Below are 24,552 nucleotides of genomic sequence, written 5' to 3'. Positions count from 1 at the left end.
GTATCACTGCTTAAAACTTCCCCTTAATACCGATGATCGTCGTATTTGTATCACTTTCATAATGAAAATGTAACACTGTCGCGCCATAGCTTACTCCAGCCAGACACCCTAATACGTTTGCCACCATGTCATTTTTACTAAACTCATTCCCTTCTTGGCTCGCATCATACGTTTCCTTCAAAACTCCAATAGATAAACCAACGAGAATAGTCTGCCACCAACTTTCTGTGTACATCATAGTTGTACCGCAAATAACCGTCTCGGCAATAAAATGTTTCTGTTTATCATTTTCTATACCTCCGGCATTTACAGAAGTAGAAATCAATATGAGTGAAACCCAGAATATACGTCGACACAGTGGCATAACTAGCCCAACCAATTGATGTATAATTCGGATAGATTTATTCACATAAGCCGAATAGGGAATGAAATACCTATAAAAGCGAGTACTGATTAAAATAATATTGATTTTATTGTTGTTTATTTTCGCTAAATTAATCATGAATTATTAAACACCATAAAAATCTAACAATGCAGCCTAAACACACCAACTCTTATTCGAAAAATTCACCATGAAAATCTAATAATTACAGATTTATTTTATAACATATTACCGTACAATTTAGGTATTAACGCTAGATATGGTTAATTAAAATCCTATAAAGGACCTGATAACACAAGAATTAAAGAATAAAAACCCAAGTGCATAAATCAATGCTAGCACTCAAAATGCTCTTCGCAACAAATGATAAATATAAAAATAACGATCAAATAGTTAAGAATTTTCATTTTTAACGGCAATAATTCACTACATCTTCATAATTACCCATAAATAGACTTAAAATTCACTTATCTTATGTAGCATAGTTTTATATACTACCTTCAATAGAATTATTAACATTGGAAAGTAGATAAATGAATCCTGTAGTTATCGCAGTGCTAGCTATGTTAATCCTCAGTTTTATGCGGATTAATGTGGTTGTAGCACTAACAATTAGTGCCTTTTTAGGTGGTTTAATTGGTGGTTTACCTTTAGAAGAAGTTATTTCAGCCTTTAACTCAGGCTTAGGTGGTGGTGCGTCAATCGCATTAAACTATGCCATGTTAGGTGCATTTGCCGTTGCAATCTCAAAGTCAGGTATTACAGACTTACTTGCAGCTAAAATTGTTAGCCGTCTAGGTGATGGTAACTCACAACGCCAAATTAACGGTTTTAAGTACGGTTTACTCTTCACCTTACTACTCGTCGCTATCTCATCACAAAACGTTATCCCTGTTCATATCGCTTTCATTCCTTTACTTATCCCACCACTACTTGGTGTGATGACTAAATTAAAATTAGACCGTCGTGCCGTCGCTTGTGTGATCACTTTTGGTCTAACTGCAACATATATGTTCCTACCTATTGGTTTTGGTGGCATCTTCTTAAACAACATCTTACTTAAAAATCTAAATGATAACGGCGCGAATGTTGTTGCAGAGCAGTTACCAGCAGCAATGGCTTTACCTGTATTAGGTATGGTTATTGGTTTAATTACGGCGGTAGTATTTACCTATCGTAAACCACGTGAATATCTAGTTGAAAGCGAATTAACCGCTAAAGAAAATAAACCAGTTGAATTTAACCCTCGCCACATCATTGTTGCTATGGTTGCAATTGTTGCGGCATTAAGCTTACAGTTAACTTATAATTCAATCATTCTTGGTGCATTAACGGGCTTCATTATCTTCACACTTGGTGGTGTTATCAAATTCCACGAAACACAAGATATGTTCACTCGCGGTGTACACATGATGGCAATGATTGGTTTCATTATGATCGCAGCATCTGGTTTTGCTGAAGTAATGAAAGCAACAAGCGGTGTTGAATCATTAGTGAGCTCAATCGGTGACGTCATTGGTGACAATAAAAGTCTAGCTGCATTGCTAATGCTAGTAACAGGTTTATTGGTAACGATGGGGATTGGTTCATCTTTCTCTACAATTCCAATTCTTGCGACTATCTATGTCCCTCTTGCTTTGCAGTTTGGTTTCTCACCATTAGCAACGGCATCTCTTGTTGGTACAGCGGCCGCGCTTGGTGATGCTGGTTCACCAGCATCAGACTCAACATTAGGTCCAACATCAGGTCTAAATGTTGATGGTCAACACGATCATATTCGAGACTCAGTGATCCCAACGTTCATCCACTATAATATTCCACTTATTATCTTTGGTTGGATAGCAGCAGTTACGCTGTAAAGGATATAAGGCAGTACCGTAAGCTAAATATCGGTACTCTCGATTCTAAATAATCTGTGGTTTAAACAATCGATGATTAAATCACAGATATAGAAAAGGGAAGCAATTGCTTCCCTTTTTCGTATTCTGATTATACTTATGACGATTAATTATCGCTTATAACACAACGAATACTTAACAACGATGAACCCTTATTCAGCTTTCGCTTTTGCGGCTGCTGCTGCGATTAATGGCTGAAGCTCACCTTGTTGGAACATTTCCATGATGATGTCACAACCACCAACAAGCTCGCCGTCAACCCATAGCTGTGGGAATGTAGGCCAGTTAGCATATTTAGGTAGTTCAGCGCGGATATCTGGGTTTTGTAGAATATCAACGTAAGCAAATTGCTCACCACAATTGATTACTGCTTGTGATGCTTGTGAAGAAAAACCACAGCTAGGTAGTTTTGGAGATCCTTTCATGTATAGGATGATTGAGTTCTCAGCAAGTTGCTGTTTGATTTTATCTAAAGTTTCCATTGTGTCCTCACAAATCTTAGCGTTTACATCTATTGTAGTTATTATTTGAATCTAGTTATTTAAACTCTAACCATAGGATGCATTATATAAATACAAATTTCGCAGCCATTTTATGCTAATTATAGCTTGGTTAACACCGTTATTTTGTAGGGTTATTTTGTTTTATATTTAGCCTAATTGTTAAAAAATGAATTCACTCATTACAATTTATTAATTGAGCAATACAATTGCAGTCAAATACTTGAATATATTCAACGCTAGCGTTAGTATTCCTTCCATAATTAAATCAATAATGAGCAATAGATAGCTTTTAGCTATCAATAAATAAGGAAATACCTATGAGTATTACACTACCAGCTTTACCATACGCACAAGATGCACTTGAACCACATATCTCTGCTGAGACTCTTTCTTTCCATTACGGCAAACACCACAACACTTACGTGGTTAAGCTTAACGGTCTAATCGAAGGCACACCTCTTGCTGAAAAATCATTAGAAGAAATTGTTAAATCTTCTGAAGGTCCTGTTTTCAATAACGCAGCTCAAGTTTGGAACCACACATTCTACTGGAACAGCCTTACTCCAAATGCAAAAGGTCAACCAGAAGGCGCACTAGCTGACGCTATCAACGCTAAGTTCGGTTCTTTTGAAGCGTTCCAAGAAGCATTCAACGATAAAGCTGTTAACAACTTCGGTTCTAGCTGGACTTGGTTAGTTAAAAACGCTGAAGGCGAATTAGAAATCGTTAACACTTCTAATGCTGGTACTCCTATCACAGAAGCTGGTGTTACGCCGCTAATAACTGTTGATCTATGGGAACACGCTTACTACATCGATTACCGTAACCTACGCCCTAGCTACCTTAAAGGTTTCTGGGCACTAGCTAACTGGGATTTCGCTGCCGCTAACTTCGCAGCTTAATTAACCTGTTAGTCCTAGGTTTGTCTTATATTAGACTATAACAAAAACCGATAGTGCAAATTATGCACTATCGGTTTTTTGTAAGTAGGCTAGTATTACTAATGCTAAATTGCTATGCTTTATCTCATTAGATTAATGACAAGGATGTTATTACTTAACTTTTAAGACCGAGGTCTCTATGAATTTTAGTAATACGTTCAAAGCAATATTAACATTATCTATCCCAGCAACAATGATGTTTACTGTTCTCTACTTATCAATCAACTAACTGAATTTACTAACAGTATCGACTTACAATCAGCTTATTAGCTGCCGACCAAGTAATGAATGGGACAAGGTCGTTCCATCTACATATTCTAATTCACCACCCACTGGAACACCATGCGCAATACGGCTTGCTTTTACGCCATATTCTTGTGCTATTTCAGCAATATAATAGGCAGTAGCTTCGCCTTCAACTGTAGGATTCGTTGCCAAAATAAGCTCTTCATAGCGTCCAGATGCTAATAATTCGGATAACTTATCTAAACCGATTTCATCCGGTCCTATACCATCTAATGGTGATAAGTGACCCATTAATACAAAATATTGACCACTAAATTGATTGGTTTGTTCAATCGCTGCGACATCAGCGGGACCTTCAACAACACAAAGCGTTCTTTCAGTTTGACGTTTAGGGTTGGCGCAAATAACACAGATATCTAATTCAGTCAGCGTATTACACTGCTGGCAGTGACCAATCTCAATCATTGCCTTCTCTAAAGAATGCGCCAAAGAGACAGCATGATCACGCTTGCGTTCTAAAATATGGAAAGCAATACGCTGTGCAGACTTAGGGCCGACACCCGGTAAAATTTGTAGATCATTAATCAGCTGATCTAACAGGGGACTGAACTTCATTGATAACTCCAAAAAGAAACCCTGCTCAAGCTGGATTTCGCATCTATATTGAGCGCAATACTACATTAAATCTGATGCTTTAGCATATAATTTTGTCTCCTACGTGGCTCACATGTTTTGGACGGAGTCACTCTTTAAGTACCATTAAAAAGACTATAAACACAAATTCAAAGGGTACAATACAGCAGAATGCAAACGCGAGAACAACTCATTAGCGATCAGCTAGGACTATTAAGCCACAACAATATCGGATTTGTGTTGTGATCTGACCTTTCAGCCGTTAAACTTCTGCCTCCCAAATTATTGATTGCGCTAATCTGCCACAGGTAACATTATGATTAACCACTTTAGTGTGCTTGGTATCAAGCCGAACGCAAATGAAGACGACGTTAAGAAAGCCTACAAGCGTCTATCGAATAAGTTTCACCCTGATAAATTACTCGGTGCATCAGACGATGAAAAAGTGCATGCTGAAGCTCAGCTGCAACGAGTAAGAAACGCGTATGAAGTACTTTCAAATCCTAAGCTAAAACGCGATTTTGTAAAAAACTTCAGTAACGTTATTGTGACCGACCCTGCTGCCGCTATGCGCGAGCTGTGGGATCAATTTTATTCTATAAGTTAATTTCTGAGCACTCATGACAACAGCAATAGATTTCGAACGTATTGAACAATTAAAAGAAGACGCATATAGCAATATCGAATCGTATAACGATCCCGACACTCCTAATGCACTCGAGCAGTTTACTAGCCAAATGAAGGCTGTTTTACTAGCAGATCCTAAGTTACTCGCATCTGTGCCAGAGTATCTGCCGATTGCACTTTATGATAAAGTAAAGTTCCCACCTGAAGCAAAGATCAAGTGGGCTCAATGGATAAAAGAAGGCATTCTACCTGAATGGAATGAGTTTAAAACAACTGTTGCCTTTAATAACTCTGATATACCGCTTGTTTTAGCGGCTCGTGGTCACTCAGAAACTTTATTAATAGAAAGCTGTATTGTTCTCTTCTTATTATCAAATGAGAACCTGTCTACTCCAGCTAGTCAAGATCATAATGACTACCACGAAGACGAAGAAGAAGGCTATTACAATCAATTTGATGAGGAAGAGGAAGAGCAATAATGAATAGCTTAATTGAAACAGCCGTAATCGAAATCAAACAACTTGCCGATGTAGAACCTCAACAGGCAAGTAAGAAATTTGAGTTAATGGCTAACACCATGACTGATGACGTTTTAGTTGAAGTGATCGAACAAATGGATATCGTGACTTTAACGCAGATAAACAGTCACCATGATATCTCTTGCCCTTCTATCATGTCTGAGCTAATGACTCCTGAACAAATCCGCGATATTGTTTGCCAGCAACCCCTATACTGGGAAGAAAAGGTTAAAAACAATGCTGATGAATTAATCCAGCACACGTTTGATTTTTTAACTTATCTTATCCGTATCCAAAATAGTGAAGCGAAACAAACTGCTATTTTAGAGTGCATTGCAGAAGACCAAGCAGGTCTTTTTTATCTGTCGATTCCTTTTATTGAATATCTATTAGCACCAACGGTTGAGGCTGATAAGCAGAGCCACATCACAGATAACTATGATGATGAAGATGATGGTGAAACCGTCGGTTATACAGGTCGCAGTGCAGAAGAAGATGCGCACAGCTTAAGTATTGATGATCCACGTAGCTTACTCGCTTTGATCCGTGAACTTGCACCTGATGTTGAAAAATCAATTAAGAATTTACTGCGTAGTGAAAATTCAAGCTGGGTGGCTATCATCGACAGTTTCGTTAATGAATTAGTGCTTCAAGCAAAAGAGAAGAACGAAGTAACTGATGAATATGCTGAAGTAGATGACATGTTTAGCTTTCTTGATTAAGGATCCCGTTAATGCAAATTGTACTAAGAGACAGCAACCAAGGACCTTTTTTAAGTAAAGTACTGGATTATGGTCAAGCCGAAGCGCTATTAGATGAAGCACAACTTGCCGAGATTAAAAACAAAGCGGTGTTGATGAGCCTTAAACTGGCAGATAAATTTTATAATAAGCACAAGATGCATCTGCTAGAGAACGCTGCTTACGATGTGATCGGCGTGACAAGCTTAGGGCTAATGTCACTAAGTCATCACGATCTAGCGCAAGCACTTAAACTCATTGTGACACCAAACGGTATTGTTAAATCCTTCCAAAAAGGTTGGAGCATGCTAAGCAGTGTCAGCAAGTATAAGCTAAATGGTAAGTCAGTATATGGAGATATAGATCCTACATTACTCGATAAAATATCAACCCCGAGTGATGCTGATGAATGGCAAGGCTGGCAGAGCTATCAAGATGCTCTGTTAGAGTTTAACCGTGAAGAGTCAATTGTGTGCTTACTAAAGCAGTTTTATGCCCAAACAAGCTACGATCCTTTAGACTTTTTAAGCCTCGAATGCGTGTTTGCGGAAGTGGTTCTGTACCGTTTATTTTTTGGTCCCGTTAAAGTGAGACCAGATCTTAAGCAACGCATAGCAAAAATTGAACTTGAAGACGCCTGGTTCTCAATTGAATATCTTGATCAACAAATTAAGCTAACATTATCCGAGTTGCCATCACCACTTGCCGAGACCATAAAGGTTGAGCTGGGTCAGTATTTTACATCAGGTCTACTGCGCACGTTAACGTTTGCTAAAAATTATCGAGAACTGCGCTTAAAAGATGCGAGTCCAGAGCGGTTAGAGCGATTTGAATATAAAGAAGGGCTAACAGGTTTGTTAGGTTGGCCAGTCTATATCGTGATGTGATATCTATAAAGATTCACAGGATTAACGAATAATAAAAAGCGGGAATATCCAATCGGGTATTCCTGCTTTTTTATACCCTCGATAATTTTTAGTCTATCAAAGTCCAATCTTAAATCTTGTTATAAAACATTGATATACAATGGTATGATATTATATTTTTAAGTCGAGGCATCAATAATGGAATATGAAACAGAGTACTCAATTAATAATATTGTTCAGCAAAATGCTGCGAATTACCTGATTAATATGATTGATCATGTCCAACCAAAACGAATTCTAGATATCGGTTGCGGTAGTGGGAATGTAACTCATAAATTAAACTTAAAATATCCAAATGCAACAATTGATGCCATAGACCCATCATCAAAAATGATTCATATTGCAAAGAATAATTATTCATCATCAAAATTAAATTTTATATGCCAAAAAATTGAAGATTTTATACCTGAATATGACTATGATTTAGTTTTTTCTAATTCATCTTTTCAGTGGTGGGAACGACATGATATTGCATTAAGTCGAATTGCTGATTTGCTCGCTCCGAATGGCGTTGTAGCAATTCAAACACCATACAGAGACTTATGGTGCGAAGAAATAATAGTACTTGTAGAACAAGTTTTTAATACGCATTTCCCCGAGTTATACCAATATTTCAAGTTTCCTTGCTTACATTTAGAAACAAAAGAACAATTTCAAGATCTGCTATTATATTCAGGGTTAACGCCTTCCACAATTAAAGCGCATAGTTTTACTTATAATGTGACTAATGAAGAACTATTCAAAATTTTTAAGTCTGGCGCGGTTAAGGTCTATACTTCTAGTGATAATTTTGACATAGAAGTACCTAAATATTTTCAGACTGATTTTCTTAAAAAATTCAAAATATTAATCAGTAATAATAATGTTTGTTCAACCTTATCATTGCATCGGATGCTATTGCTATGTAAGTCGTCGCAGAGGGTTTAGAAAAATGATCAAAGGTAGGTATCAGGGGTGGTGTAGCTGATTACTAAAATTAACTAGAAATGGGTTAACTAAACCTCAGCTTAACCTGAAAGGAAAAGCCGAGGCTAATTGATCGATATTAAATATCAGTCAACTTAGAAAGGCATTTTCATACCAGGTGGTAATTTCATACCACCAGTAACGTCAGCCATTCTTGATTTGTTTTCTTCTTCAACACGACGAGCAGCATCGTTGATAGCAGCCGCGATAAGATCTTCTAGCATTTCTTTATCGTCTTCCATCAATTCAGGATCGATTTGAACACGACGTACGTTATGGCTACCAGTCATAGTAATTTTAACCATACCAGCACCTGATTCACCAACTACTTCCATATTAGCCAGCTCTTCTTGAACTTTAGCCATTTTGTCTTGCATTTGTTGAGCCTGCTTCATTAGCCCGCCCATTCCGCCTTTACCGAACATATTAAACTCTCTTTCTATCTGACTGTCGCGAACAACAATAAATAAATATCGATTGCTTCGCACTGAATACCCATACTATATGGGTATCATTGAAAAAAATTCAAGGTTACTAAACCTTTATAATGGCACAATTGAACTATCATCAACAACAGCACCAAGACGGTTCATAAAGAACTGAATATACTTATCATCATACAAGTTTTTAGTCGCATTCGCTAAACGTTGTTGATAAATTATTTCTTCTAGTTGTGCTGGCGTTGATTTGTTTGGGTTTTCGCCAAAGTTAATCACTAATTCCACCGGCTCAGCTAACACTTGTTGCAGCGCTTCACTTAGTTGCTGACGCGACTTGTCATTAGCAAAGTATCGTTGGTCTGGATTCATGGTCAAAGTAACACGACCAGGTTCCTGCTCCATCACACTGTGCAGCGCTAATTGCCGGACACGCCCACCTAAACTCATCTGATTAATATAACAACACCACGGGTCTGTTTCATCACGTAACTTATTATCTAGCGGTGCCGTTTCCGTTGATTTACCTGACTTTTGTGGCTGAAACGCTGGTGACAAATCATTAATATCAACCTTAACCTGACTAAAGCGATCGATTTGACGAACGACAGGTTCAGCAAAGCCTTGCGGTGGATAAGTATTCGGATCAGGCATTTGGTTATGATAATCGCCCTGCCCTTGATCTGAGTAGCTGCCTTGATCTTGATATGAATCTAGCGGTGGTAGATCTTGCCATGCAGGTGCAGACGGTGACTGCTGCTGTTGCATATTTTGATTCACTGGCTGTTCGTTAAAACGATTCTGACCAGTTTGTGTATTCTGTCTAACAGGTGCTACCGCTTTTTTCGGCGGTACATACGACGATGGAGCCTGTTCACTCTTCGTCGCTATCGACTTTTTTGCAGTTGTACCTAAACGACTACGTAAGAAGTTACGTGTTTTACGACCTTGATCGACACTGTTTTCAGCTACTGACGCTTGCGCAGGAGTTTGACTCTGCGGTTGCTGCTGTTGAGTTGTATTTACTTGCTCATTCTGGATAGGTACGGTTTGTATCGGTAACATATCCATCGGTTGTGGCGTGTATTCTGCTTCTGCGTTATTTTCTTGTGCAACGCTATTCTGTTGTTCAAAGCTGTTTTGCGGCACGATATTACTCTGTGGCGTGACATCCCCCTGTGGAGCAATACTTTGTGACTCAACTTGTGGCGCTGTATAGCCCTGCGGTTCAGCAGTTTGTTGTTCAAAAGCTTGCGCTTCAACATGGCCCATCGCTTGCGCAGCTTGTAATAGCTCGTTTTGCTCTAGGTTTAAATTCGTAACCGCTTCATCAGTTGGCCCAGCAACTGGTGCTACAGGTTGCTGAACTTGCTTCGGCGTTTGTTCAATCTGTGCCGTAACCAACGTTTCAGTCACAGCTGGTGCGATTGCTACAGGTGCAGGCGTAACATCCCTTTCTGGTGCTTGTAAACGTCCTTGTGGACGGAATGCTAGCATACGTAATATCGTCATTTCTAACGCACTACGTGGATCAGGTGCAAGTGGTAATTCTTTACGGCCAGTCAATGCTATTTGATAATATAGCTGCACATCTTCTGGAGACATTTCATCAGACAATGCTTTCACTTTATCGGCATGTTCAGTATCAACCACTGATGACGGTAAAATTTGCGCCATTGCAATACGGTGTAACAAACTTGCTAATTCTACATGTAATTGGTCAAAATCAGGTCCTAGCGAACTCACCTCGGCAATCTTCGCCATACAGTTATTCGCATCACCACTGACAATTAAACGCAGTAGTTGCAACATATGGCTGTGATCTAACGTACCCAACATATCTAACACAGTTTGGTGTAATACTTCACCTGCACCGTGAGACAAGGCTTGATCAGTCAAACTCAATGCATCACGCATACTGCCATCGGCCGCTTTGGCGATTGAGTTCAATGCTGATAATTCATATTGGCAATGTTCGCGCGATAAAATATGCACCAACTGCTGAGAAATCTGTTCAGTCGTTAGACTTTTTAAATGAAATTGCAAGCAACGCGATAAGATCGTAATAGGCAGTTTTTGTGGATCGGTTGTCGCAAGCAAGAACTTCACATATTCAGGTGGTTCTTCTAACGTTTTTAATAGCGCATTAAAACTGTGCTTAGAAAGCATGTGTACTTCATCGATTAAGTACACCTTAAAACGACCACGAGCAGGCTTATACTGCACGTTATCAAGTAACTCACGGGTATCTTCAACTTTGGTACGTGAGGCCGCATCGATTTCGAGTAGATCAACATAAGAACCTTGATCAATCTCGACACACGTTGAACATTCGCCACAAGGTTTACTGGTAATGCCTTTCTCACAGTTTAAGCTCTTCGCTAAAATGCGGGCGATCGTTGTTTTACCAACACCGCGAGTACCACTGAGCAAATAAGCATGGTGTAAACGGTCTTGCTCTAGCGCATTAACTAAAGCGGTCAGCACATGTTGTTGACCAACAACTTGCTGAAAATTATGCGGGCGCCATTTACGCGCTAAAACTTGATAACTCATAACAGTTCAATGATTACTTAATATTGATAAGCACTAATATGCTCGGGAATGAAAATAGCTGGCAGTTGACCACCAGCTAATCATGATAATTACAATTATTACTGTTATGACAATGACAGCGGATTATTCGCCGTCAAAATCAACTAATTTGGTAATATTAACATTAAGATTATTTAATACGGTTTCACCACCAAGATCGGGTAATGAGATAACAAATGCAGCATCTTCAACGATACCACCAAGCTGACGAATTAAAGAAACCGTCGCAGCAACAGTACCACCAGTTGCTAATAAATCATCAACAATAAGAACTTTGTCACCCGCATCAACAGCATCTACATGGATCTGTAACGTATCTGTACCGTATTCAAGCTCATAGCTTTGCTCGATAGTTTTACGCGGTAATTTGTTTGGTTTACGCACTAAAATAAAGCCTAAACCAAGTGCTTTAGCAAGCGGAGCACCGAAAATAAAACCACGCGCTTCAGTACCGGCAATTTTTGTAAAACCAGCATCTTTAAAACGTTCAACAAGTAAGTCGATTGTCGCTGCAAATGCAGGACCGTTTTCAACTAAGCTTGTTACATCACGGAAGATAATGCCTGCTTTCGGGTAATCTGGAATTGATTTAATACTGTTTTTAATAAACCCGAGTGTATCTTGGTTCATGTTTCAACCTGTTAATTTGATGAGCGATATGTCATATCACCAAATGACTTGGGTATAAAACATGTGCTCATATAAAAATAATATTAGGGATAAATTTTATGTAACTGCTTGTTGATATGCAAGCGAGTATTAAGATTAACCCCCCTTTTGAAGAAATTATTATACGATATATTTGGCAATTATGGTTAATTCTGTTTTAATCGCTCATTTTGCCAACGCAGGACAATTACATGCGCGTAGTTTTAGCCCCTATGGAGGGCGTTGTTGACAATTTGATGCGCGAGTTACTGACAGCGCAAGGTGGTTACGATTTGTGCGTAACCGAGTTTATTCGAGTCGTCGAACAGCTATTACCAGAGAAGATTTTTTACCGTTATTGCGCCGAATTAAACAATGGTTGCCGAACACAGGCTGGCACCCCTGTACGCATTCAATTATTAGGGCAACATCCAGAATGGATGGCAGAAAATGCTGTTCGTGCCATTGGCCTTGGTTCTCACGGCTTAGATATCAACTTTGGCTGTCCGGCGAAACAAGTCAATAAGTCATCTGGTGGTGCGGCGTGTTTACGTGAACCTGAACTTGTATATCAAATCGTGAAACAAGTGCGAGAAGCGGTACCTTCGGAGCACATTGTCAGCGCTAAAATCCGTTTAGGCTGGGAAGACAGCAATCATAAGTTAGAAATCGCCGATGCAGTGCAACAAGCGGGCGCCAATGAACTGACTGTACATGGTCGTACCAAAGCCGATGGTTATCGCGCAGCAGCAATTAACTGGGAAGCCATTGCCGAAATTAAACAACACGTTTCAATTCCGGTTATTGCTAATGGTGAGATTTGGAATCATGCCGATGGTCAACGTTGCTTAGAAGTGACTGGTTGTAACGACTTAATGGTCGGTCGCGGCGCATTAAACTTACCAAATTTAGGTGAAGTGGTTAAATACAACAAAGCACCAATGCCTTGGGCTGACGTAGTGACGTTATTGCGGAACTACTGCCAATTAGAGATCCGTGGAGATAAAGAGAAATATCTGCCTAACAGAATAAAACAATGGTTTAGCTACCTACGTAAGCAGTATCCTGAAGCAGCAGACTTATTTACCCAATTAAGAGCCTTACGTCAGTCGGAAGAAGTGATTAATACACTAAATAACTATAGAGTGTAATAGCTTAACGAACTTGACTCGGTTAAATCACGATGTTTATAATAGTGCTCGACTCGATATCTTATGCATAATTCAAGGATGAATTACCATTGCGTATTACCATAAAGAAAGCCCTTATTAGCGGTGTAATCCTACTGCAATTTGTCACACTAACTACACTATTAGTGTCGAGCTACATCTCGAATCAACGCTCATTCAATTCTCATGCTCATAAGTTAATGATTGATTATGCAGACAATGTTATTAACAACTCGAAACGCTTTCTTGATACTGCAGCTGCAACGACATTATTAAGCAGTGAATTGCTCAGCTCAGATGTGTTATCGATTGACCGACCCGAAGATCTTGCTTTATATTTTTTCCAACAACTAAAACAATCACCACATATTTCAGGGATCTACTTTGCAAATACAAGTGGCACCTTTGTGCATGTACAACGTGAACAAGGCTTCAATGAACCATTATTCTCACGAAAATCAATTATAGTTGATACCAAAAACATCTTAAAATCATCACACCTCTACACCCATAATAATAACTTTACACAACTTTCCGTAAAAGAAATAACCAAAGAAACTTATGATCCCCGAGACCGTATTTGGTTTAATAAAGCACTCGATAACGATGCCTTATCTTGGACTGACCCTTATGTATTTTTCTCTTCACGTAAGCCTGGTATCACTAGTTCAATGCCAGTCTACGACGAAGATAACCAATTAATAGGTGTTGTTGGTGTCGATCTGTCCTTAGCCACTATTTCATCATTTTTTGATAACCTTGATCTCGGAGAAAATAGCACCGCATTTGTCACTAATCGACTTGGCGAAATCATTGCGTACCCAGACCAAAAAATAATTCAAGATACCGCAAATGAAAGTTTACGTTTTCCACGTATCAATGAAATTAACAACCCAATCGCCTTAACTGCGTGGCAAGCGCTGCAAGAAAAAACCCAGCTATTTTCAACCGGAAGTACAGCGACAACCGTTACATTTAATTACGATAACAATAAATACCATGGCTTGTTTAAAGAGTTTACACATCACAAATGGCCTTGGATAATTGCAATTTATATGCCAGAGAAATTTTTTCTTAATGAGTTAATCGATAATCAAAAACTGAATATTTTATTTGGCCTGGTGATCAGTATCATCGCGTGCTTAACCTCATTCTTTTTCATCAATCACATTACCGATTCACTCCGAAAAATAAAAGTCATTGCTGAAAATATTCGTTGTGGTCAATTTATTAAGACGAATATATCAGAATCTACCTTTGTAGAATTACAGCAAATGCAATACGCATTTAATAATATGATCGACAGTTTAATTACATCACGCAAAGAAAATGAACAACTGCATTTAATGCTAGAAAAAACCAATGCCGAAACCATCACTCGGCTTGGACTTGCGACAGAATATAAGAATGATTCATCACCCAATCACATTCGACGCGTTTCACGTTATTGTGAAGTTATTGCGTTAAATATGGGCATGCCGAAAGATAAAGCGAAAGAATTACGCGCTGCCGCAAAACTGCATGATTTAGGGAAGATAGGTATTCCGGAGCAAATTTTATCAAAACCCGCAGCATTAACAATGCAAGAGTGGGCTGTGATGAAAACTGCACCGACTATCGGTGCCAAAATTTTGCAAGATGCCGAATCAGCCACGCTTAAAGTGGCTCATGATATTGCACTAACCTTACACGAACATTGGGATGGGCGTGGTTACCCTAACCAATTACACTACAATGATATACCATTATCCGCGCGTATTGTGGCGGTTGTCGATACCTTTGATACCATGATACATCCCCGTTGCTACAAAAAAGCAATCCCCATTGAAATTGCAATTAATAAGGTTCGAGCACTATCCGGCAGCAAATTCGATCCAAGTGTTATCGCTGCATTTGATCATTGCTTAATGGATATCTTGAATATTTATAAGCAGTTATCACCGAGCATTGAAGTTCATCAACTACCTCGGCGATGCCAATAGGCAGGGTATGGCACTATAACAACCAAACACCAACAAGGTTAATTAGCGTATTTTTAGGGAGGCTGTAATTAAACCAACTCCCCCGCACCTTTAATTGATTGTTCACTATTTTCAACCAAAAGAGCTGTTGCTGTTTTCTTTAATGTTTCCCATTCTGCATCATCAACCAGAATACCGTCATACCAAGTATCACGTTGTGCACGATTTAATACTGAAGAATTAATATGCTTTGTGTAACCAACTGAACAATTGGCGATATCAAAATTCCTCACTGACAATTGAATTGTCATATCATGTAATGGCCCCTCCTCTAAATCAAGATGATCAGATAAGAAAAGTTCCGGTGATACGCACCCCTGATTCAAAATATATAGGGTGTTATGTGGTGCAGAACCGTTATTCCATTGTGCTTTACACGCCAGACCTTTCGCAGCCAGTTTGACCAGTTCGTTATAAGCTAACCAACGGTTATGACAGTTTTTTAATTCAATAGTCAGGTGCTTCTTTCCGACCATTTTTTCAATCGCATAATCAATCACCACAGGTAAATGACAGGCTAGACTACAACCATGTAAGTCGACTAATAAACCTCCGTTATTAGTCGTAAATATATCAACAGGGCAATCTTTCTCAGCGGTTAAAAATTGCGCCGCATTATTGAAATGACCAATTCCGTTTAACCCCACGATTTGTAATCCCGCAACCATACTGGCAATAACATCTGCTTCACCACATGTACGACGCATACCAAGAAAGGCTTTATTCACCACCGAGACTAATTCATTATGTGAAACGATCATTGTGCCTCTCCTTCTGCTACAGCTTGATTTAATGAGTGACTCGGTAACAATGGAAAAAGCCACTCTCCCTCATGGATCTCATTCAACAGTGGTGCACCTTGGAAAAAGGTAACGCGTACCCAACGTTCTGAGCGAGGATCAAATTTAGTCGCCCCTAAAACAGCCAATTTACAACGTAATAGATGCATAGGTAGTGATGAACGATGTAACACGTTCATTTGTATTTCCCCCATATCTTTATGACCCAAAGTCCAAACCCGACGTGCAATCGCACGATATTGAGGATATAACACTAAAAACTCAGCCAAAGACATGTCAGGCGAGCACTTTAACAATCCATGATAAAGGCGGTAAGCTTGGCGGCCAATATCAAGCGGTAACTCTCGACTTTCCCCTGGCTCTTCGCCACGAACACCTAAACGGGGCTCCTCCTTATCTTGCGAGCGATACCAAAACCAATAATTGTTTTCTGGTTTCGTAAAATCTATCTCAAGCGCCCAACGGTAGCAGCTTCTTAAGACAGCTAATAAATCTTTAATGCGCTTGCCACTTGGCAGGTTCAATTCCTCATCACAGTTCATCTGTGTTTCATAATCGTCCACTACATCAGGGTGAATTTCCATTAAACATGAAAGCAGTATTTCTTGAGCTTCCAAACTATACTGATTGGCATAATCAACTAACTCATGCCAAGTGGTACTCTGCAGGAGCAAGGTTTCTAATTGACTCAACAAATCATCGAGTTCATTCATTGCCACTGTATTGAGGTCGTCTTGATGTTCATTAATCGTTATAATTTGCTCTAAATGGAAAATTGCTTTTTGTAATAAATGTTGTAATGGCTCAAGCTTATAAATCGAAACCGTAGAGTTCAATACGGCGGTTAGCGCGGACTCACGTGACGATAGCCATTTATCAACGACACAGGGATGATTGATAAGATAAGGAGCCATGCCGAGACCTGTCGCATTGCCAATACCCAAATAGCGTTGTAAACCCAGGTCTAAACTAACCGCATTATCGCCACCTTGTTCGTTGGCTAAGTAATGTACCCAATCTAAACTAAATTCACGCAATATATATACCGCACACATTTGCGCACTGAATGACTGATTAAAATCTGAATTCTGCTCAAGTAAACTGAAGTCAGCAATACCAAACTTACCATTACCATAAACTGCAGTCGTGCGTAGAATATAACCGACTTCAGCTAATTCTTTGGCATTCGGTTGTTGACCTTTTGCAAGGTGTGAAACCAAATGCTCAAACACCCTTACGCTTTTATTTGCTCTCGCTAATACCAAGACCTTATTCGGATTTCGCCCTGCTTCTTGCAATGGTACATTAGCACGTAATTGTTTAAGTAAATGAACATCCACATCGCCATAAACAAGGGCAAACGTCACGTCCCACTTTTCAGCAATAACACGATCATTACGATCTTCATCCGCGATCTCATCACAAAAAATAACTAAATGATAAACATGTTCCAACGTCGTTAGTTTATAAATGACGTGGCCAAAACCTTGCGGTGATAACTGCCAGTCATACTTAGTGACTTGCCAATTTTGTTGCGCCATTTTACGAACCAAGCTACGCACAAAACTAATTCGATTTTGATGCATTGCACCAAGCCTTTCAGGCGCCATAACGGTTTCAGGATCACGCATATAAGTGCCACCGCAAGTTGAAGGACGAGCATCCATATTATTAACTTCCATTTTAATTATAAGTATTTTAATTAGGCGGCTTGCTCACCGCCTTGCTTCACATTATTTTCACTCCGACAGACTATAAACCTTGGTCTTTGGCCATCTGAGTCGCGATTTGTGGTGCGTTCCAAAGTGATGGCAATAAAATTAAAGAAACAGGTACTGCCGTGATAACAATGAAAGATTGCAGTGCTGATATGCCTCCTGAACCAAGTGAAATAAGAATTAAGGCCGTTATCCCCATAATCACGCCCCAAAAAGTACGAATAAAGGCATTTGGCTCCTCTTCACCACTAATAACCACACTGATGGTATAAGTCATCGAGTCACCCGTCGTCACAATAAATATCGTGGTCAGGATAAGAAACAGAATCGACGTAATCATCGGAAATGGTAACTGTGACGTCACCGCAAGCAGTGCCCCAGGTAAATTAAAGCCCTCGAATGCAGAACTCACTGAACCCGGTTCAGCGATTTCAAATGCTAAACCACTACCGCCCACGATAGTGAACCAAAAACAGGTTGTTAACGGTGCAATAATACTAACTGTTGTCACTAACTGGCGAATGGTTCTACCACGCGAAATACGCGCAATAAAGATTGCCATCATCGGGCCATAACCCAAGAACCAGCCCCAGAAAAATACCGTCCACCAGCTCAACCAGCCTTCATCACCACGATACGTTGCCATTGGAATGAAATTATCAATCATGCTACCAACACCTTGGATATAACCATTAAAGATGAAGTTAGTTGGACCAAAAATAAGGATATAAGCCATCAATACACAAGCTAAAACAACGTTGTAACGACTTAGCATTTGCATGCCTCGATTTAAGCCGCTCAATGCCGAAATAGTATATAAAGTAATTGCAAATAAGATGATGATCAGCTGTGTAGTAAACCCGTCTGGGATCTCAAACAATACGTTTAGTGCATAGCTCACCTGTAAACCAAGGAAACCAATCGGACCGATCGTACCTGCAGCAACCGCAACGATACAGCAAGCATCAATTAAGGCACCTGTGTGACCAGTTAATACGCGTTTACCGAAAACAGGATAAAGTAGGATACGCGGTTTAAGCGGTAAACCTTTATCATAATGAAGATGCATAACCACGATAGAGGTCAGACTACCAACAATGGCCCAAGCAAGAAAACCCCAGTGCATAAACGATTGTGATAATGCATTGATAGCCGTTTGCTGAACATTTTCTTGTGCTCCATACAAGGGCGGAGGACTAACAAAATGTGCAATTGGCTCTGCTGCAGCCCAAAATACACCGCCACCAGCAAGTAATGTACAGAAGATAATAGCCATCCAGCGGAAACCGTCCATTTCAGGTTTCGCAAGTCCACCTAAAACAACCTTACCAGTACGACTAACGGCTAAACCTATGCCAATAATAAACGTTAATAACAACAATAATTGCCAGTAAGGTCCGAAGAATTTTACTGACCATGCGAATCCCGTGTTCACAAGACTGGATAACAATGCTTCATCGTATAATGCTAAGAATACGAAGAGCGCAATAAAACTACCGCTATACCAAAAAGCTGGGTTACTAAAACCCAATTTATCTGCTGTAGAATTATTTTTATTTACTGCGCTTTTATTTGAAGAGCTTGAGGTATTACTACCAGTACTATCTAAGCTCGCCGCTTTCACGCTTTTGGTTAAATCTGACATGCTCTGACTCCAGAGGTTTTCTTTGCTATTGCAAAGGTGTATTTACGCCAGCTCAATTGTTTAATTATGAGCTGGTGTTCTATGTATAAGTGATGAGTTCACGAAATAGGCGTTAATCCTTGTTTTAAAAAGTTAAACCAATTTTCACCCAATACTTGTCTCGCTTCAGACTCTGAGAACCCGTAGCGTATTAATCCGTTATAAATATTTTCCATGCCAGCACTACCACAGAACCAAGGTAATGAGTCCGGCCAACCCGCATTACTCGCAGAACCTTCTCCATAATCCATAGCTTTAGACCAGCGACCATTACGCATCCATTCCAATACAGCTTGTGGTTGATTGAGGCAAAGGTCACTGCCAATACCAAGATGCGCAACCCCCACCATATCGGCAGTCTTAGCCACCATTTGGCAAAAATCTTCTAAAGTACACTGGCTACCATTCGGCAGATGAAAGGGATATAAACTAAATCCCAACATGCCGCCTCGCGCAGCTAATGATTTAATTACGGTATCCGATTTGTTACGTAATGCTTCAAAAGCAAACGTCGGATTAGCATGGCTAATACAAATAGGACGTGACGACAGGTCGATGGCTTCAAGTGTCGAACGCTCAGCACTGTGTGACATATCTATGATCATGCCCACGCGGTTCATCTCGGTAATAGCTTGCTTACCAAACCGAGTGATCCCAGTATCATTCTGCTCGTAACATCCAGTCGCAAGTAAGCTCTGATTGTTATACGTGAGCTGCATAATAAGCAGACCTTGTTGACGCATTACTTCAATTAAGCCAATTTCATCATCAATCGATGAACAGTTTTGCGCGCCAAAGAAAATACCTACTTTGCCTAACGCCTTCGCTTTTTCAATATCAGAAACAGAATGGATCGGCATGATCAAGTCCGCATTTTGTTCAAACCTTAAATTCCACTCCGCAAAGCGACTTAATGTTTCACGCGCCGTTTCGTGATAAACAATCGTTGCGTGAACAGCGGTAATACCACTGTTTTTTAATGTCTGGAAGTACTCTCTATCCCAATTGCAATACTGCAACCCGTCAATAACAATCCCTTGGTGAAACATACCGACTCCTCACTTTTCATTAACTCAGTGACTATTTCAAAAACTTAATAAGCACGTTGGTAAGCCGTTTTAACAACGGTATAGAATTCTTTTGCATATTGACCTTGTTCACGAGGTCCAAAGCTAGACTCTTTACGACCTCCAAATGGCACATGGTAGTCCGTACCCGCTGTCGGTAAATTAACCATCACACAGCCCGTTTGCGCTTGCTGCTTAAACAAAGCACTAGTACGTAGACTTTGAGTAATAATGCCGCTGGTTAGACCAAATCGTGTATCGTTTGTTGTCGCTATTGCTTCTTCTAAATCAGCTACACGAATAACACTCGCCATTGGCGCAAATACTTCTTCTTGATTCACTGACCAGCTATTTTGAGTATTAATAAACAGTGTCGGAGACATGTAGAAACCTTCATGTTCTAGACTTAAACGTTCACCACCAAACGCCAGTTCTCCACCACTTTCACGTGCAGTATCAATCCAGTCTAAGTTAGCATCTAATTGCTTACCATCAACAACAGGCCCCATGAACACACCATCTTCCAACGCATGGCCCACTTTAATCTCACTCATTCGTTTAATCAGCGCTTCAACATACGCATCATGAATACCATCCATAACAACTAAACGAGAAGAGGCGGTACATTTCTGACCTGCACCAGAGAACGAACCAGCAATAGTCGCTTCAACAGCGATATTAATATCTGCATCATCGGCAACAATTAACGCATTCTTACTGCCCATTTCTAACTGACAACGTACAAAATTAGGTGCTGTTGCTGCCGCTATTTTACGACCTGTATCAACTGAACCAGTAAAGCTTACGCCGTTAACTTCGGTTGAATTGATTAATACATTACCCACTTCAGAACCGCTACCGAGTACCAAGTTAAACGTACCTGCCGGTAAACCTTGACGGTGAATAATTTCAGTTAATGCTACGGCACTTGCAGGCGTTAAATTAGCTGGTTTCCAGATAACACTATTACCAAATGCTAGCGCTGGTGCAATCTTCCATGCGGCTGTTGCAGTAGGGAAATTCCACGGTGAAATAATAGCGACGACACCCACGGCTTCGCGTGTTACCTCAACAGAGACACCCGGTCTCACTGACGCCGCGCTATCGCCGATTTGACGTAATACTTCAGCGGCAAAATACTGAAAAAATTGGCCCGCACGATAAATCTCACCACGACCTTCCAAGAAAGGTTTCCCCTCCTCATTTGATAGTAAACGCCCGAGTTCATCACAGCGTGCGATCAACTCATCACCGATACCTTGTAGTACCGCTTGTTTCTGCTCTAATGGTGTTTTTTCCCATGTTGGCTGTGCATGCTTTGCTGCCGAGATAGCGTGTTGTACTTGCGCAGCACTCGCTTGTGCAAAGTTACCCAGATTTTGACTAATATCAGACGGATTGATATTAACGATAGTACTGACACCGGCTTGCCATTCGCCGCCAATATAAAGTGAGTTTTCTGGTTGAATACGCAGTGTTTGAGTTGTCATACGACTTTCCTTGTTTCGGCTATGCATTAAATTAGATCATATTCGTTATTATAGTTCGGGTTTGCTTGCACTTAGTTTAGGCTTAATTTTGGTTTATCTCGGCATTGACCGCTGCGTAGACAACAAGCTCCACCAACATTTCTTCACGGGCGAGCCCGGCTACCACGATTGCAGCACGATTTGGATAAGGAGCCTTAAAATATTCAGCATATACTTGATTAACAGTTGCAAGATACTTACGGTCGGTCACGTAGATTAAAACTTGTAGTACAGAATTAAGTGATTCGCCTGCACACTCTAAAGTATGAACTAGGTTATCGAGCGTTCGACGAGTTTGAGCTTCAATACCTCCATCAACAACAACGCCAGTTTGATCAATTGGGATTTGCGCGGTATATAAGGTGCCATTATTTACAATAGCCCATTCAAGGGGGGCCTTAGACGCAAATAATTCAGTTTGTACAGGGTAACTTTGAGTTTTCATGTTTACATCCACTTTGTAACAGCTTTGTTTCAATATTGTGAATACTGACATTTGACTCTTGATAAATCTAACGGTAAATTCTGTTCGTTTGATAAGAAAAATTTATCACCCTGCAAAAGTGTGATCACTAATATATTTATAGGGCATTAAAGATATGGATATTAAAATACAACAGTTGAGACATTTTGTTTTAGTCGTCGAAGAAGGTGGATTTCGTGCGGCATCGAATCGGGCAAACCGTTCTCAGGCTGCGCTGTCGACCTCAATCAAAGAACTTGAACGTACTTTAGAACAACCACTTTTTGAATCAGGTAATAAATCGACTCTCACGCCTTTTGGTCAAATTTGCTTACCAAAAATCACGCAATTCCTGCATATTTACAAGACATTAAATAACGATCTACACGCTGCCGCAGCAGGCCAGCAGGGACGTGTTCGCATTGCCAGCGTACCATCAGTTGCAGCAAAATTAATCCCCAACGTGCTGGGACGGTTTTGTAAGGAGTACCCCAATGTAGAGGTCAGTTTAATTGATGATAACGCCGCGGGGGTCGAGGCTAGATTGATTTCTGGAGAAGTTGATTTAGCGCTAGGAAACTGTGCCAACTTAGATTCTGAAGCTATTGATTTTACACCGCTGATTTCAGATCCAATCGGCGTAGTCTGCTTAAAGGATAATCCGATAGCGAGTAAAATTAATGGTGTTGAATGGCGAGCATTATTGGACCAAGCATTCATTCATAATGGCACCTGCAGGCTGCTAGAGCCAACTCCAGCAAGGGTTCTCATTGAGAAGGCGCTTTATTCAGTAGAAAATATAACTTCTTTATTTTCAGTATTAAAACTTGGCATTGGTATAACCACACTACCTAAATTGGCATTCCCCAAAAATGAAACCGATTTAGTCTGGCTACCACTCATCGATCCGTCTTTAGAGCGCCAAATTGGTATTTTTAGACTTGCAGAGCATACAATTTCACCCCAAGCACAATCATTTTATAAGTTATGTATTGAACACCTCATCTGCTCCGATGAGCATAACAGCTGATAAATCCATGGAGTATTTACCCTATTATTAAGACGCTCTCACTACCCCGATGTTACCAACGGTGAACTATCACAGTGTACTTTAGCCAATGCATCGTCCCACATGAGTCCGAAATCATAAAGAGCGTCTGAACGACTTCTAAAACGAGTATCAGCCATGAACATTATATTTTGGGTTACATAATCTCTGATACAAATTAAATAACCACAGTCCTCTCTTATACTAACAGCACCAAATATATATTCATGATTACTGATTAATGTACAAATGATATGGACAAATTCTTTTCTGTGTATTCCTTTCATCGCTATTGCCACCTAAGTTCTATTACCAAATATTGCAACTCTGAGTATACATACTCAACTATAGGTAAAAAATAGCGTTACCACAGAATTTTTTCTATAAAAAAGCCCTCTCACATTGTTCATAAAAAACATGCGATAAGGGCTATATATCATATAGATTAGTTTACTTAACCTAGTAATTTAATGTCTAAATTATGTCTTGCTTAGTCTGCTTAATAACTACTCGATAATTAAAACAGTGCCATCCACTGCGACAATTTTAACTCGTTGACCTACCTCTCTGGTTTCAACAGTCGAAGACTCAATTAAACGTGCATTCCAGTTAATTCCAGAATGGCGAACTTTGCCACCATTGATAGTGACAGGTTCACTTACAGGTACCATTTGACCAATCATGTCGCTACTCGTATCTTGTACAAGCTTATCTCCCTGAAAGTGCCTAAGCGGTTTCCATAAAAGCAGCGCACTAATCGCTGTTAATAACCCCACAGATAGAACTTCAAGTTCCCATCCAGCAATCACGCCCAAGTTAACCAATAAGCCAGTCGCAAGGCAACCAAGACTGAAGAACAACAGCGGACCACTTAAACCAATCACACCCAGTTCAACGACTAACGCAATCGCACCAATAACATAAAGCAATTGATCATGATTATTTTGTAAGTAGTCGATTAATGTATCCATTTCTTAAACTCCATTCAATGGG

24 protein-coding genes are annotated in these 24,552 nt (G+C 39.9%); 10 read left to right on the top strand and 14 right to left on the bottom strand.

Annotated elements, in window-relative coordinates:
• Nucleotides 1–10 precede the first annotated feature (10 nt).
• Nucleotides 11–364, bottom strand: coding sequence for a YfiM family lipoprotein (locus BT797_RS16880; protein WP_244534214.1), 354 nt, complete (start codon nt 362–364; stop codon nt 11–13).
• Nucleotides 365–915: 551 nt separating this feature from the next.
• On the opposite strand from BT797_RS16880, the gene BT797_RS16875 reads away from it, so the two are divergent.
• Nucleotides 916–2,241: a Na+/H+ antiporter family protein gene (locus BT797_RS16875; RefSeq protein ID WP_045110951.1), complete on the top strand. Its 1,326-nt coding sequence runs from the start codon at nt 916–918 to the stop codon at nt 2,239–2,241.
• A 191-nt stretch (nt 2,242–2,432) separates the two neighbouring features.
• Here BT797_RS16875 and BT797_RS16870 read toward each other — a convergent pair whose 3' ends face one another.
• Nucleotides 2,433–2,762, bottom strand: a complete 330-nt coding sequence (locus BT797_RS16870) for a Grx4 family monothiol glutaredoxin (protein WP_045110952.1) — start codon at nt 2,760–2,762, stop codon at nt 2,433–2,435.
• A 338-nt stretch (nt 2,763–3,100) separates the two neighbouring features.
• Here BT797_RS16870 and BT797_RS16865 point away from each other — a divergent pair, with 338 nt between their 5' ends.
• On the top strand, nt 3,101–3,685 hold the full coding sequence (locus BT797_RS16865; protein WP_045110953.1) for a superoxide dismutase: 585 nt from the start codon (nt 3,101–3,103) through the stop codon (nt 3,683–3,685).
• Nucleotides 3,686–3,982: 297 nt separating this feature from the next.
• Here BT797_RS16865 and recR read toward each other — a convergent pair whose 3' ends face one another.
• Complete coding sequence (recR, locus tag BT797_RS16860; protein WP_045110954.1) at nt 3,983–4,585, bottom strand: recombination mediator RecR; 603 nt, start codon at nt 4,583–4,585, stop codon at nt 3,983–3,985.
• 334 nt (nt 4,586–4,919) lie between these two features.
• Here recR and atcJ point away from each other — a divergent pair, with 334 nt between their 5' ends.
• The 5 genes from atcJ (at nt 4,920) to BT797_RS16835 (ending at nt 8,341) form a co-directional block, all read left to right on the top strand.
• The gene (gene atcJ, locus BT797_RS16855) at nt 4,920–5,210 is read left to right on the top strand and encodes a cold adaptation protein ActJcold adaptation protein ActJ (RefSeq protein ID WP_075472879.1); all 291 of its coding nucleotides are present in this window, start codon (nt 4,920–4,922) and stop codon (nt 5,208–5,210) included.
• 13 nt (nt 5,211–5,223) lie between these two features.
• Entirely contained in the window at nt 5,224–5,709 is a 486-nt protein-coding gene (gene atcA / locus BT797_RS16850) for a cold adaptation protein AtcA (RefSeq protein ID WP_075472877.1), read from the top strand.
• Nucleotides 5,709–6,470, top strand: a complete 762-nt coding sequence (gene atcB, locus BT797_RS16845; protein ID WP_045110957.1) for a cold adaptation protein AtcB — start codon at nt 5,709–5,711, stop codon at nt 6,468–6,470. Before atcA ends, atcB begins: the two co-directional genes overlap by 1 nt.
• An 11-nt stretch (nt 6,471–6,481) precedes the next feature.
• Nucleotides 6,482–7,375 carry a cold adaptation protein AtcC gene (gene atcC / locus BT797_RS16840; RefSeq protein ID WP_075472875.1) on the top strand — a complete coding sequence of 298 codons (894 nt, stop codon included), beginning with the start codon at nt 6,482–6,484 and terminating at the stop codon, nt 7,373–7,375.
• Nucleotides 7,376–7,552: 177 nt separating this feature from the next.
• Entirely contained in the window at nt 7,553–8,341 is a 789-nt protein-coding gene (locus BT797_RS16835) for a class I SAM-dependent methyltransferase (protein ID WP_075472873.1), read from the top strand.
• A gap of 134 nt (nt 8,342–8,475) precedes the next feature.
• Here the strand turns inward: BT797_RS16835 and BT797_RS16830 are convergent, their stop codons facing one another.
• The 3 genes from BT797_RS16830 to apt form a co-directional block, all read right to left on the bottom strand.
• Nucleotides 8,476–8,805, bottom strand: coding sequence for a YbaB/EbfC family nucleoid-associated protein (locus tag BT797_RS16830; RefSeq protein WP_045110960.1), 330 nt, complete (start codon nt 8,803–8,805; stop codon nt 8,476–8,478).
• Between the two features lie 117 nt (nt 8,806–8,922).
• Nucleotides 8,923–11,373: a DNA polymerase III subunit gamma/tau gene (gene dnaX / locus BT797_RS16825; RefSeq protein ID WP_075472871.1), complete on the bottom strand. Its 2,451-nt coding sequence runs from the start codon at nt 11,371–11,373 to the stop codon at nt 8,923–8,925.
• Between the two features lie 123 nt (nt 11,374–11,496).
• The gene (gene apt / locus BT797_RS16820) at nt 11,497–12,042 is read right to left on the bottom strand and encodes an adenine phosphoribosyltransferase (RefSeq protein WP_075472869.1); all 546 of its coding nucleotides are present in this window, start codon (nt 12,040–12,042) and stop codon (nt 11,497–11,499) included.
• A gap of 230 nt (nt 12,043–12,272) precedes the next feature.
• Between apt and dusC the strand changes: the two genes are divergently transcribed.
• Complete coding sequence (dusC, locus tag BT797_RS16815) at nt 12,273–13,211, top strand: tRNA dihydrouridine(16) synthase DusC (protein WP_045110963.1); 939 nt, start codon at nt 12,273–12,275, stop codon at nt 13,209–13,211.
• Between the two features lie 89 nt (nt 13,212–13,300).
• Nucleotides 13,301–15,211 carry an HD domain-containing phosphohydrolase gene (locus tag BT797_RS16810; RefSeq protein WP_045110964.1) on the top strand — a complete coding sequence of 637 codons (1,911 nt, stop codon included), beginning with the start codon at nt 13,301–13,303 and terminating at the stop codon, nt 15,209–15,211.
• Between the two features lie 68 nt (nt 15,212–15,279).
• Here the strand turns inward: BT797_RS16810 and BT797_RS16805 are convergent, their stop codons facing one another.
• The 6 genes from BT797_RS16805 to BT797_RS16780 all read right to left on the bottom strand — a co-directional run bounded on the left by BT797_RS16805 (nt 15,280) and on the right by BT797_RS16780 (nt 22,493).
• A complete protein-coding gene (locus BT797_RS16805; protein ID WP_045110965.1) occupies nt 15,280–16,011 on the bottom strand; it encodes a DUF3726 domain-containing protein in 732 nt (243 codons plus the stop codon).
• The gene (locus tag BT797_RS16800; RefSeq protein ID WP_082293723.1) at nt 16,008–17,717 is read right to left on the bottom strand and encodes a hypothetical protein; all 1,710 of its coding nucleotides are present in this window, start codon (nt 17,715–17,717) and stop codon (nt 16,008–16,010) included. Before BT797_RS16800 ends, BT797_RS16805 begins: the two co-directional genes overlap by 4 nt.
• An 85-nt stretch (nt 17,718–17,802) precedes the next feature.
• Nucleotides 17,803–19,413 carry a BCCT family transporter gene (locus BT797_RS16795; protein ID WP_045110966.1) on the bottom strand — a complete coding sequence of 537 codons (1,611 nt, stop codon included), beginning with the start codon at nt 19,411–19,413 and terminating at the stop codon, nt 17,803–17,805.
• 98 nt (nt 19,414–19,511) lie between these two features.
• Nucleotides 19,512–20,501 (bottom strand): membrane dipeptidase, encoded by a 990-nt coding sequence (locus BT797_RS16790; protein WP_045110967.1) that lies wholly within the window; start codon nt 20,499–20,501, stop codon nt 19,512–19,514.
• Nucleotides 20,502–20,545: 44 nt separating this feature from the next.
• Nucleotides 20,546–22,009: an aldehyde dehydrogenase family protein gene (locus BT797_RS16785; protein WP_075472866.1), complete on the bottom strand. Its 1,464-nt coding sequence runs from the start codon at nt 22,007–22,009 to the stop codon at nt 20,546–20,548.
• Between the two features lie 82 nt (nt 22,010–22,091).
• On the bottom strand, nt 22,092–22,493 hold the full coding sequence (locus tag BT797_RS16780; protein ID WP_045110969.1) for a RidA family protein: 402 nt from the start codon (nt 22,491–22,493) through the stop codon (nt 22,092–22,094).
• Nucleotides 22,494–22,647: 154 nt separating this feature from the next.
• On the opposite strand from BT797_RS16780, the gene BT797_RS16775 reads away from it, so the two are divergent.
• Complete coding sequence (locus tag BT797_RS16775; RefSeq protein WP_045110970.1) at nt 22,648–23,541, top strand: LysR family transcriptional regulator; 894 nt, start codon at nt 22,648–22,650, stop codon at nt 23,539–23,541.
• Between the two features lie 41 nt (nt 23,542–23,582).
• Here BT797_RS16775 and BT797_RS16770 read toward each other — a convergent pair whose 3' ends face one another.
• Nucleotides 23,583–23,846, bottom strand: a complete 264-nt coding sequence (locus BT797_RS16770; RefSeq protein WP_045110971.1) for a hypothetical protein — start codon at nt 23,844–23,846, stop codon at nt 23,583–23,585.
• Between the two features lie 219 nt (nt 23,847–24,065).
• Entirely contained in the window at nt 24,066–24,530 is a 465-nt protein-coding gene (locus BT797_RS16765; protein WP_075472864.1) for an NfeD family protein, read from the bottom strand.
• Nucleotides 24,531–24,552 lie beyond the last annotated feature (22 nt).

Origin of the sequence: Moritella viscosa, from assembly GCF_900120065.1 — a bacterium.
Classification (GTDB): Bacteria; Pseudomonadota; Gammaproteobacteria; order Enterobacterales; family Moritellaceae; genus Moritella; species Moritella viscosa.
The sequence above is the reverse complement of the archived record's forward strand: the minus strand, read 5'-3'. Positions and strand labels throughout refer to the sequence as shown.